This is a genomic window from Tenacibaculum sp. SSH1-16, assembly GCF_040104435.1.
Lineage (GTDB): Bacteria > Bacteroidota > Bacteroidia > Flavobacteriales > Flavobacteriaceae > Polaribacter > Polaribacter mesophilus.
Genome location: NZ_JBECOV010000001.1, coordinates 195513 through 207551 on the forward strand (window position 1 = coordinate 195513; position 12039 = coordinate 207551).

Sequence of the window (12039 nt, forward strand, 5' to 3'; positions counted from 1 at the left end):
ATGTCTGGAAATTTATTATTTGAAGCTATTGTATTTCTTGCTGGTGCTATTATTTGCGTTTCTATAGCAAAACGATTAGGGTTAAGTTCTGTTATAGGTTATCTACTAGCTGGTGTACTTATTGGTCCATATGTACTTGGCTTTATTGGTGAAGAAGGTGAAGATATTCTACATTTTGCTGAGTTTGGAGTAGTTGTAATGCTATTTTTAATAGGATTAGAAATTGAACCTAAAAATTTTTGGAATATGCGAAAAACTATTCTCGGTATGGGGGGAATACAAGTCGCTTTAACAATTGGCTTAACTTATATATTGTTTACATTTATAGGTTACGAATGGCAAGTAGCATTGGCCATTAGTATGGCTGTTGCTTTATCATCCACCGCAATAGCTTTGCAGACCATTAAAGAAAAAGGCCTAATGAATACTACTTTTGGCTCTAGCTCCTTTTCCATACTATTATTTCAAGACATCATTGTAATATTTATGATTGGTGCTTTACCACTATTAAGTAATTCGTCGGAACACACAAGTAATGAAGCTTCTCATTCAGCATCAACTTTAATTCAAAGTTTACCTATTGGTTTACAAACATTGGCAATTATACTTTCTGTTGTGATTATTATTTTAGCTGGTCGTTTTATAGTGGTACCAATGTTACGCAAAGTAACTAAAACTGGCGTTAGAGAGTTATTAATAGCTTCTGCTTTTTTAATCGTTTTTGGAATTTCATACTTAATGGAATTTGTTGGTTTAAGCCCTGCATTAGGTGCTTTTTTAGGTGGTGTTGTTTTATCCACTAGTGAGTTTAAACACGAGCTAGAAAGCACACTAGAACCATTTAAAAACCTTTTACTAGGACTCTTTTTTATGGCGGTTGGTGCGTCTATTAACTTTGTAGTTATTGCGAATAGCCCGTTAACTATTAGTGGTATTTTGCTCGTTATTATTATTATAAAAGCATTGGTTTTATTTATTACAGGTCGTATTTTTAATTTAAAAATAGACCAAAATATACTGCTTACTTTTAGTTTAGCTCAGGTTGGTGAATTCGCTTTTGTTTTATTGTCTTTCGCCTTTCAGCTTAATATTTTAGAACAAGAGCAAATGGACATAATGTTAGTGGTTACCGCAGTTTCAATGTCCTTAACACCTATTTTAACAGTAGTAAACGAACGTTTAATTCTTCCAAGAATTGGCACCAAAGAATTTATTAAACGACCTATGGATCATATAGCTAAATCTCAAAAAGTCATATTAGTAGGCTTTGGCCAGTTTGGTAGTACTGTTGGACGTTTTTTACGTTCACATGGTGTAGAAACAACTATTTTAGATTTTGATTCTAATCGTGTTGATTTTCTACGAAAAATGGGGTTTGAAGTATATTATGGAGATGCAACAAGAGAAGATTTATTAGAGTCTGCTGGAATAGCTGAGGCTAAAATTTTAATTTGCGCTACTAATGAAGTTTCTGTTTCTAAAGCAATTTCAAAAATTGTAAAAAGAAAGTATCCACATATTGAGTTAATGGTTAGAACTAAAAGTAGATTTGATGCTTATGAATTACTTAATTTAAATGTTAATAATATTTACAGAGAATCATTAGATACCTCTTTAGCATTAGCAAGTGATGCTCTTAATAAATTAGGTTTCAGAAAATACACCTTAAATCGTCAGGTACAGAACTTTATTAAATATGATGAAGCCAGTTTAAAAAGATTAGCAGCAGATCCTAATAGAAATGAAAATTATATTTTTAAAGTTAGAAAAGAACTAGAACAACAAGAACAATTATTGGAAGATGATTTTAAAAGAGGAATTGTTACCTTTGATAAACATTGGGATGGAGAACATATTCGAAATATATTAAGTAAAAATAAAAAAAGTAAAAACTCTTAATTTCTGAGTGCTTTATTTTGTGTGCATATAAAGTTAAATTTATCATATTTAACTTAGAATATAAAAGCCTTCGTTTTTTGAAACGAAGGCTTTTATACTTTATACTTACTTAAAAGTATAAATTTTATTTAACTCTTTTTTTCATAACTAATAAGCTCTAGTAATTCATCCATAACGTCATTACAAATTACAACTGAATTATGAGTACAATTTTTTAGAGCAATTGGATCAAAACCTTTTACACTTATTCTTGAAGGACTAAATTCTTTACTCTGTAAATGTGTATACATATTTAAGGCTGCTTTTGAACTAGCATAAGCAGTCATACAATAATTAGAATAACAAAATGACTCATCCGACATTTTATTAAGGTCTCCCATAGCGCTTGTAACATTAATAATTCTAGGGTCTTCACTTTTCTCAAACAAAGATTTTAATATTTTTACAGTACGCATTACAGCAAAAACATTCATCTCATAAAGAGATTTTACCTCTTCAATATTTATTTGTTCTATTTTCTGACCAAAACCATTAGCTTTTTCAACATTGTTAAACAATAAATCTAAATGACCAAATGTATTAATAATTGTGTTTTTTAACTCAAAAACACTTTCGTCAGATGTAAAATCTGTTCTAACTAATTTGTATTTATGCAAATCATCTGTCTCTATAGACAGGTTATCAAAACTATCTTGGGTTGCAGCTAGAATAACGTTGTACTCATTTTTAAGTAAAGTATTGGCAAAAGTTCTTCCTAACCCATTGCCAGAATCTGTAACTACTGCTGTTCTTTTTACATTCATACATTCTAATTTTAATAATCAAATTTAAATATAAATTAACTTAAAAAATAACCACTTTCTTTACTAAGGCATTTAAAATTAAAAGCTCTATTTTTAAACTTTTGGTAAGTGGTTAAATAATAATTTACATGCCCTCTTGTCTAAAACGGTTTGGTGTAGTACCGCTTAATTTTTTAAAAAATCTGGTAAAATGCGTTGGCTCTTGAAAATTTAAACGATAGCCAATCTCTGCAATATCTAAATCTGAAAACTTCAGTAAACTCTTGCTTTCTAACAATAAACGGTTTTGTATAATATCTTTAGCGCTTTTGCCTGTTTGTTTTTTTATCATAGTGGTTAAATAACTTGGTGTAATATTTAATGCTCTAGCATAATCGCTTACATTTTTAGTATCGACATACATTTTTTCTACCAAATTTTCAAACTTCTGTGTAATAATTTGCTCTCTAGATAAATTGTTTTGAGTAGATTTATGTCGTTCATAAATAGCCTTACAATAGTAGAGTATCGACACCAGCATACCTTCCAACATTTTTTCTTGATAAGGGTGTGGGTTTTCAAATACTGAAACCATACGTTTTACATCAAACAGCAAAGAATTCATTTCATCTTCTGTCATCATCAACACTTGATTTTCAGTCATTTTTAAAAACGGAAAATCATCTGTTAACTTAGGTATTCCATTTATTAAAAACTCCTTTTTAAACATTATGTTATACCCTGCAATATCTTCATCTCTAATCCAAGACACCACTTGCCCTGGAACTGTGAACCACAAAGGGTGATTTCCTAAGTCTAACCAATCTGTATTAATATTTAATCGGCTATTACCAACATAGGTTAACAAAGCTATTTGAAAAAAATCTTGTCTATACGGAGGCATGCATCGACTAGAAGCAGGCTCTAACTCATCAATTGCGTGAACATCAAAATTAGGTATATGACTTCTATGAGGAAAACCAATAGCTTTATATAAATCATTACTATTTTTAAAAACAGGAACTTGTGTTTTAGACATATTGTTCTGTTGATTAAATACTTTTTTGGTAACGAAACGACCCTATATCGGTCGTTCCGTTTTGCATTTCATTACTTAATTTATTGTAGTTTCTTTTTGCTTTAATTGCATCATTTTCAAATCTATATCTTCTTCTGTTATAATATCCCATCCACCACCTAAGGTTTTATATATAGCAATTAGATAAGTAGTTGCTGCAATTTCGCTTGTTGCTAATGAATTTTCTGAAACCAACATGGTATTTTCAGCACTTAAATAATCTATAAAATTATCTAAACCTGCCTCGTAACGTTGTTTAGCTATGGTAGCTGCTTTAGCACTGGCTGCTGATGACGCACGTAAATTTTCTCGTCGCTGTAACTCGTTAACATAATTTGTTAATGCAGTTTTCGTTTCTTCTAGAGCTTTTAAAACTGTTTTTTCGTACTTATTTAAAGCTGCAAGCGTTAATGCATCATTTTCTTTAATTCGTTGTTTTACACGACCTAAATTAAAGGCTTCCCAAGATATACTAGGTAAAATACTCCATGCAAAAGACTCTTTTTGTGCAAAGTTAGAAAAATCTACTGCCGAAAACCCAATAGAACCACCAAATTGTACTTTAGGATATAAATCAGCTACCGAGATATTGTATTTTGCAATCTGGATTTGCAAGGTTGCTTCGGCACTTCTAACATCTGGTCTGCGACGTAACAACTCGTTAATATTATCATCTAATGCAACCGATTCAGGTAAGCTTGGTAATGGCTGTTCTGTTAATAAGGTATCATCTATCTCTCCTGGTATTTCGCCAATTAACACATTTAAACTATTTTTTAAGGCTTCAATACGTGCTTTTAAAGGATGAATTGTAGCTCTGGTATTCTCTAATTGTGCCAATGCTCTTGAAACATCTAAATTACTACTTGTACCAGCTTCTAATAATTTTACTGTTAAATCGTAAGTATTTTGTTGAACTTTTAAATTACGTTCAGCAATACCTAACATGTGTTGTGTACCTCGTAACTCCATATAGTTTCTAGCAGTTTCTGCAAACATGCTAATGTATACGCTTTGCATATCTGCTAAAGCTAATTGACTGTTAGCATAAGCGCCTTTAATACGGTTAGACACACGACCAAAAACATCGGCTTCCCAAAATGCATCAAAACTACCATTAAAGTTATTGTACGTTGGGTTTGCACCGGGTACAAAAACATTTTCTCCTAATCGTGTTCTGGTATAATTACCGTTTAACGTTACCGTTGGAAAACGGTCTAATTTTGTGTTTTTTAAAAAGGCACGAGATGCTTCAAAATTAGCTACAGCAACATTAATATCTAAATTATGCTGCATAACTTTATTAATTAATGTATCTAAAATAGGGTCATTAAATTCTGTCCACCATTTTTGAGCAGTTTCTTTACTTACAAAAATACCCTCCTTTACATTATCTTTTAAAAAATAGTTAGATACATTCACACCAGACTGCACATTAAAATCGCGCTTTGTAATACCACAAGATGTTAGTATTATAGTTAGCACGACAAGATTTATATAGTTTATTTTTTTCATTATTATACTGTTTTTTTTGGGGTTGTCCATTTTCTACCTAAATAATAAAATACAGGTGTTAAAAAAATACCGAAGATGGTAACTCCTAGCATTCCACTAAATACTGCGATACCTAAAGATACACGTAATTCTGCACCAGCACCGGTTGAAATTGCTAATGGTACTACTCCAAGAATAAAAGCCATTGCTGTCATTAAAATAGGACGTAAGCGCAATTTTGATGCTTGTATAACGGCTGTTTTTAAATCTGTTCCTTGGTCTTCTAATTGTTTTGCAAACTCAACAATAAGAATCGCGTTTTTACTTGCTAAACCAACTAATACAATTAAACCAATTTGTACCATAATATTGTTGTCTAATCCTGCTAAATCAATACCAACAATTGCCGACAGTAATACCATAGGCACAATAAAAATAACCACTAATGGTAAAACTAAACTTTCAAATTGAGCAGCTAATAATAAGAATACAAACACCACAGCTAATAAAAAAGCGATACCTGCTGTGTTACCCGTTTGTTTTTCTTGGTAGGCCATTTCTGTCCATTGATATGAAATTCCCTGTGGCAAAATTTCTTTTGCTAATTGTTCCATACGCTCTAATGCCTGACCTGAACTGAATCCTGCAGCGACATCTCCATTTAAAGATGCTGAAGGATACAAGTTAAAACGTGGTATTCTAGCTGGACCAGAAATATCTTTCTGTGTAGCTATGGTTCCTAATGGTACCATTTCTCCTTTATTGTTACGTACTTTAATACGAGTAATATCGTCTGGTGTTAAACGGTTTGGTGAATCTGCCTGTGCTGTTACTTGAAAGGTTCTACCTAAATAATTAAAATCGTTTACAAATGCAGACCCCATATAGATTTCCAATGATTGAAATATTTCATTGATATTAACTCCTAATTGTTGCGCTTTGTTTCTATCGATATCTAAATACAACTGAGGTGTTTTATCGTTAAAAAAAGTAAACACATTACTTAAAACAGAGTCTTGATTGGCAGCCAAGGCTAAATTATTTGTAGCTTCTATTAACGCTGCTGTACCCAAGTTAGCACGATCTTGCAGCATCATCCTAAATCCACCAGCATTACCTATTCCTGCAACCGATGGAGGTGGAATAATAAATACAACCGCATCGTCTACAACAGCTACTTTACCACGCAATGTATTTAATAAATTGTGGTAATCAATTCCTTTTTTTGTTCTTTCATCAAAATCTTCTAATGTTATAAAAATAGCTGCTGCATTTGATGAATTGGTAAATGAAGGTGCATCAAATCCTGTAAAAGATACAGCTGTTTTTACACCATCAGTATCTAATGTTAAATCTAAAATGTTTTTTACCACCTCATCAGTTCTACTTATTGAAGAACCAGGGGGTAACTGTACTACCGTTACAAAGTACTGCTGATCCATTGCTGGTACAAACCCTTGCGAAACACGACTGAACTCAAATCCTGTTAAAGCTATTAATCCACCATAAATTAGCATAACCATAGTACTTGTACGTATTAATTTTTGAACACTACTACCATACTTTTCAGAAATCGTATCCATAAAACGATTGAAGGTATTCCCCAAAAACACAAACGGCTTTAATACCAATGGTGTATTTTTCTTTTTAATTTTATCTTCGTGTCGCATTAATAAAGCTGCCATAGCTGGACTTAAAGTTAACGATACAAATACCGAAATAGCTGTTGCCACAGCAATGGTTACTCCAAATTGTTTATAAAACTGACCTGAAAATCCGTCTAAAAAAGCAGTAGGAATAAAAACAGCTATTAACACCAATCCAATTGCTATTAAAGCACCTCCAACTTCGTCCATAGTTTTAAAAGCTGCTTCTTTTGGTGAATAGCCTTCTTCGAGATAACGTTCCATATTTTCTACTACTACAATTGCATCATCTACCACAATACCAATGGCTAACACCAACCCAAATAAGGTTAAATTGTTAAGAGAAAAACCAATACCTTGCATAATAGCAAATGTACCTACCAATGATACCGGAATTGCTAAAATTGGAATAATAGCTGCACGCCATGATTGTAGGAATAATAAAATTACTAAAATCACAAGGATTACGGCTTCTAAAATTGTACTGTATACTTGATCTACCGATTTTTGAATAAATTCAGTGGGGTTATATTCTATCTTGTACTCCAAATCTTCTGGAAAGCTTTTGGATAACCTTTCCATAGTTTCTTTAATACTTCTAGCGGTTTCTAACGCATTACCTCCTGGTTGTTGAAAAATAGGCATAGCAATTGCTGGCTTCTTGCCTAAATAGCCTTTTGTAGCGTAATTTTGTGCACCTAATTCAACACGACCAACATCTTTAAGTTTTACTATTCTGTTATCTTCTGCTGATTTAACGATCACATTTTCAAATTCTTCAGGTGTAATTAGTTTTCCTTGCGTCTGAATATTTACCTCGAATGCTGATTGCGTGCCTGATGGTAAGGTGTTTAATGTACCACTAGCTATTTGTACGTTTTGAGCACGTAAGGCTGCAACTACTTCACCAGCTGTCATATCTAAATTAGCAATTTTATCTGGGTCTAACCAAATACGCATGGCGTATTCTGCCGCTCCAAAAATTTGGATATCACCAATACCTTTTAATCGTGCCAACTCATCTTTAAGCTGTAACGTAGCGTAATTACCCATATAAATCTGGTCATAGGTCTCATTAGGTGAAATTAAGTTAACCAACAGTAAAATATCTGGTGATATTTTCTTTGTGGTGATTCCTAAACGTCTTACCGATTCTGGTAAACGTGGTTCTGCGATAGCAACTCGGTTTTGTACTTGTACTTGGGCGCGATCTAAATCTGTACCCAGTTCAAAGGCTATTTGTACTGTTACTCTACCATCAGCTGATGATTGTGAAGTCATATAAATCATACCTTCAACACCATTAATTTCTTTTTCTAAAGGCGCTGCTACAGTTTCTGACAGTGTCTTGGCACTCGCACCAGGGTACATAGCAACTACTTCTACCGTTGGTGGGGCTACATCTGGAAACTGTGAAACGGGTAATGAAAAATAGGATAAACCACCAACAATAAGTATGAGTACACTTAGTACTGCAGCAAATATTGGTCTTTTGATAAATATGTGACTAAATTTCATTGTATTTTGTTAAAATTTGAACATAACTCTAAGATTTTCATATCCTTATTTAAAGACATAAAACTATAAATGAGTTTATTTTTTAATATGGTTTTACTACTAACTTGTTATTGATTTACAGTTAGCTTTTTGGGATTTCTAAATTAGTTTCAACGGGGGTAACTACTGTACCTGACCTAATTTTTTGAATATTATTAATTATCAACTTATCTGTTTCTAATAATCCTTCTCTAACAATACGAAATCCGTTAGAATGTAATGGTCCTAAAATGATGTTTTTACTGGTTACAATATTGTTTTCTCCTAAAACATAAACATATCGTAGTGACTGGTTGGTACCAATAATATCCTCTGGTATCATAATCGCTTTATGTGCTGTGCTTTCACTTATTCTAGCTTTACCAAACATTCCTGGCTCTAACAGTAAGTCTTTATTTGGTAAAATGGCTCTGTTTTCTATTGTACCTGTACTATTATCAATTTGATTATCTACGAAGTCTATTTTTGCTTTGTGTAAAAACTCATCTTCATCTTGAAGTTTAATATGTACCGGAAGTCCGTCTGTGCGAACCGCTTTTCTTTCTCCATTATTTGCCAATCGTACATAACGCAAGTAATCAGACTCGCTGCTTGTAAAATAAAAGTGAATAGGGCTTGTAGCTACAATAGTGGTTAATAATGTAGAATTTGAAGAACCTCCATCTATAAGGTTTCCTTCGTTCACACGATCTCTACTCACTAAACCTGAAATTGGAGCTTTAACACGTGTAAACTCTAAATTTAATTTAGCATCAGCCACGTGTGTTTCCGACACCTGAATACTAGCTTTAGCATACTCTAGAGCTTGTTTTCTACGATTGAATTCTTCAATAGATACTGCACCTGTTTCCTTTAAATCTTCGACACGCTTAAAATTGTCTTGTGCAATTTCTAAATTTGCTTTGGCTTGAGCTAAATTGGCATTAGCTTTATTTAAGGCTATTTTAAAAGGTCTGTCATCAATAATAAAGAGCGTCTGTCCCTTTTTTACAATTTGTCCAGCTTTAAAATTTACACGCTCTAAAAAACCACTTACACGTGCACGAACTTCTACTTTATTACTTGCTTCGAAACGTCCTGTATACTCATCCCATTCCGTAATAGTTTTGTATATAGGTGTTGTAACTTTTACAGGTAACTTTTGAGAAACTAATTCTGTTTTTTTTACTTCTGAAGAACTAAATGCATAACTAGAAACTATAACTATAAATAAGCCTATAATTGTGTAAGTTAATACTTTATTTTTTTGGGAAGTATTCTTTTTTTTCATCTTAAATTAATCATTTATTATTTGAAGGGCAAAATTAATTTAGATGTTAATGTCTTTTTTAACCAAAATTTTTGCAGGAATGACCAAAATTTAATCTTTTGCTTATTTAGCTACTAAAAAAAACTATTAAATGTTAAAAGCTATTCTACAAAAAAACGCAACCCCTTCGGATTGCGTTTTATATTTTGTGTTGTATCAAAATTATTCTTCGTTAAATAATTGCTCTTTATAAGCTGCTTTTTGAATTTGAGCTCTTCTTGTTACTGATGGTTTTACATATTGCTTTCTTTCTCTTAATTCTTGTAAAACTTTTACGTCTCTAAATTTTCGTTTATAACGTTTCAAAGCTCTATCAATATTTTCGCCTTCTTTTACTACTATTCTTAACATATGATATGGTTTTTAATTATTAAATCTTACAACATGAAAGTAACTTCACAGCACTTCATAATAAGTTCTATGATTTTTATATGATATTATTTTTTTGATTAAAAATTCTATTGAAAATAAATTTATAAAGAAACTGAAGACTAAAAAACTGATGTATAACAGAAAAATAGTGTAGAGACTTGTAGATTTTCTCCTAAAAAAAGGATAGAACATTAATATTATGACAAAGGTAGGGTTTCTTTATTGGCTCTACAAGTATTCATAGTTCTAATTCTTTTCTATAAAAAAAAGCGTTACCATATTGGTAACGCTTTTTACTAAATAGTTTCTCCTAATTCTTTTAGTTTAGAAGTATTTTCCGCAAGCATTAACTCGTCTATAATTTTTTGAATATCTCCATTTACAATATTTGATAAATCGTATAAGGTTAACCCTATTCTGTGATCAGTTACACGTCCTTGCGGATAGTTATACGTTCTAATTTTCGCGGAACGATCTCCTGAGGTTACCATCGATCCACGTTTTGCAGCGTCTTCCTCTTGCTTTTTAGCTAACTCTAAATCGTATAAACGAGAACGTAATACCTTAAATGCTTTTTCTTTGTTTTTATGCTGTGATTTTTGATCCTGACATTGCGCCACTAATCCTGTAGGAATATGCGTTAAACGTACTGCTGAATAGGTAGTGTTTACCGATTGACCTCCTGGTCCTGACGAACAGAAATAATCAATACGCACATCTTTTGGGTTGATTTCTACATCAAACTCTTCTGCCTCTGGAAACACCATACATGTTGCTGCCGATGTATGTACACGTCCTTGGGTTTCGGTTTGCGGTACACGTTGTACACGATGTACACCAGCTTCAAACTTTAAAGTTCCGTATACATCTTCACCAGAAACTTCAAACTGAATCTCCTTAAATCCACCATTGGTTCCTTCAGAAAAATCTACCGTAGATACTTTCCATCCCTTGCTTTCACAGTACTTGGTGTACATTCTAAATAAATCACCAGCAAAAATACTTGCTTCATCTCCACCCGTACCTGCACGTAATTCAACTACCGCGTTTTTAGCATCTTCTGGGTCTTTTGGAATTAATAAAAACTTAATCTCATCTTCTAATTCAGGAATACGAGTTTTAGCTTCGTCCATTTCCATTTTCGCCATTTCTACCATTTCTGCATCCGACCCGTCAGCAATGATTTCTTTAGCTTCTTCTATATTATTTAATAAAGTTTCGTACTCGTTTGCCTTTTTTACAACCTTTCCTAAATCTTTATACTCTTTATTTAATTGCACATAACGTTTTTGATCAGAAATAACATCTGGTTGGATGATTAAATCTGATACCTCATCATAACGTTGCTTAACTATCTGTAATTTATCTAGCATAGTATCTTTTCTTGGGGTGCGAATTTACGATTTTTTATCGAATTTTATTCATATCTTTAGTTCATTAAGGCTTTTGTTATGCGAATTTTAATCTTATTTTTTACTTGTACACTGCTTTTTTCCTGTCAACAAGAAAAGAAAATCACAAAACCTACTTGGCTGTTTGGTAAATGGGAACGTATTCATAACGAAGCTGATAAAAGAACTTACGAGTTTTGGAAAAATGATTTTTCTGGAATTGGTTTTTCCTTACAAAAAAACGATACTGTATTTAAAGAGGTCTTACACATCATTACTAAAAACGATTCTTTGTTTTTACAAGTTACAAGTGTAAATGAGACCCCGACACTATTTGCTTTTACACAACAAACCGATACTTCTTTTACTGCGGAAAACAAACTAAACGAATTCCCTAAAACGATACAATACTGGAAAGGAAACAATCTGCTGAAAGCTAAAGTTAGTAACGATGAGTTTTCGATTGATTTTGTGTTTGAAAAAATGAAATAAAAAATCCTCAGATTTCTCT

Annotated in this window: 9 protein-coding genes; 2 read left to right on the top strand and 7 right to left on the bottom strand. The window is 32.5% G+C overall.

What is annotated here, in order from left to right:
* The gene (locus tag ABMY20_RS01015; RefSeq protein ID WP_349264405.1) at positions 1–1899 is read left to right on the top strand and encodes a monovalent cation:proton antiporter-2 (CPA2) family protein; all 1899 of its coding nucleotides are present in this window, start codon (positions 1–3) and stop codon (positions 1897–1899) included.
* A 128-nt stretch (positions 1900–2027) separates the two neighbouring features.
* Here ABMY20_RS01015 and ABMY20_RS01020 read toward each other — a convergent pair whose 3' ends face one another.
* The 7 genes from ABMY20_RS01020 to prfA all read right to left on the bottom strand — a co-directional run bounded on the left by ABMY20_RS01020 (position 2028) and on the right by prfA (position 11510).
* Positions 2028–2702, bottom strand: coding sequence for an SDR family NAD(P)-dependent oxidoreductase (locus tag ABMY20_RS01020; protein WP_349264406.1), 675 nt, complete (start codon positions 2700–2702; stop codon positions 2028–2030).
* Between the two features lie 124 nt (positions 2703–2826).
* Positions 2827–3720 (bottom strand): AraC family transcriptional regulator, encoded by an 894-nt coding sequence (locus ABMY20_RS01025; RefSeq protein ID WP_073181540.1) that lies wholly within the window; start codon positions 3718–3720, stop codon positions 2827–2829.
* Between the two features lie 75 nt (positions 3721–3795).
* Positions 3796–5274 (bottom strand): TolC family protein, encoded by a 1479-nt coding sequence (locus ABMY20_RS01030; protein ID WP_349264407.1) that lies wholly within the window; start codon positions 5272–5274, stop codon positions 3796–3798.
* Between the two features lie 2 nt (positions 5275–5276).
* Positions 5277–8417 carry a multidrug efflux RND transporter permease subunit gene (locus ABMY20_RS01035; protein ID WP_281979709.1) on the bottom strand — a complete coding sequence of 1047 codons (3141 nt, stop codon included), beginning with the start codon at positions 8415–8417 and terminating at the stop codon, positions 5277–5279.
* A gap of 121 nt (positions 8418–8538) precedes the next feature.
* A complete protein-coding gene (locus ABMY20_RS01040) occupies positions 8539–9726 on the bottom strand; it encodes an efflux RND transporter periplasmic adaptor subunit (RefSeq protein ID WP_349264408.1) in 1188 nt (395 codons plus the stop codon).
* A 201-nt stretch (positions 9727–9927) separates the two neighbouring features.
* The gene (rpsU, locus tag ABMY20_RS01045; protein WP_047788404.1) at positions 9928–10116 is read right to left on the bottom strand and encodes a 30S ribosomal protein S21; all 189 of its coding nucleotides are present in this window, start codon (positions 10114–10116) and stop codon (positions 9928–9930) included.
* 317 nt (positions 10117–10433) lie between these two features.
* On the bottom strand, positions 10434–11510 hold the full coding sequence (gene prfA, locus ABMY20_RS01050) for a peptide chain release factor 1 (protein WP_349264409.1): 1077 nt from the start codon (positions 11508–11510) through the stop codon (positions 10434–10436).
* 78 nt (positions 11511–11588) lie between these two features.
* Between prfA and ABMY20_RS01055 the strand changes: the two genes are divergently transcribed.
* Positions 11589–12020, top strand: coding sequence for a hypothetical protein (locus tag ABMY20_RS01055; RefSeq protein WP_349264410.1), 432 nt, complete (start codon positions 11589–11591; stop codon positions 12018–12020).
* Positions 12021–12039 lie beyond the last annotated feature (19 nt).

What these genes read in the sequence shown, in the direction of transcription:
- ABMY20_RS01015 (WP_349264405.1), top strand. Translation starts at nt 1, where the DNA reads ATGTCTGGAAATTTATTATTTGAAGCTATTGTATTTCTTGCTGGTGCT.
- ABMY20_RS01020 (WP_349264406.1), bottom strand. Translation starts at nt 2,702, where the DNA reads ATGAATGTAAAAAGAACAGCAGTAGTTACAGATTCTGGCAATGGGTTA.
- ABMY20_RS01025 (WP_073181540.1), bottom strand. Translation starts at nt 3,720, where the DNA reads ATGTCTAAAACACAAGTTCCTGTTTTTAAAAATAGTAATGATTTATAT.
- ABMY20_RS01030 (WP_349264407.1), bottom strand. Translation starts at nt 5,274, where the DNA reads ATGAAAAAAATAAACTATATAAATCTTGTCGTGCTAACTATAATACTA.
- ABMY20_RS01035 (WP_281979709.1), bottom strand. Translation starts at nt 8,417, where the DNA reads ATGAAATTTAGTCACATATTTATCAAAAGACCAATATTTGCTGCAGTA.
- ABMY20_RS01040 (WP_349264408.1), bottom strand. Translation starts at nt 9,726, where the DNA reads ATGAAAAAAAAGAATACTTCCCAAAAAAATAAAGTATTAACTTACACA.
- rpsU (WP_047788404.1), bottom strand. Translation starts at nt 10,116, where the DNA reads ATGTTAAGAATAGTAGTAAAAGAAGGCGAAAATATTGATAGAGCTTTG.
- prfA (WP_349264409.1), bottom strand. Translation starts at nt 11,510, where the DNA reads ATGCTAGATAAATTACAGATAGTTAAGCAACGTTATGATGAGGTATCA.
- ABMY20_RS01055 (WP_349264410.1), top strand. Translation starts at nt 11,589, where the DNA reads ATGCGAATTTTAATCTTATTTTTTACTTGTACACTGCTTTTTTCCTGT.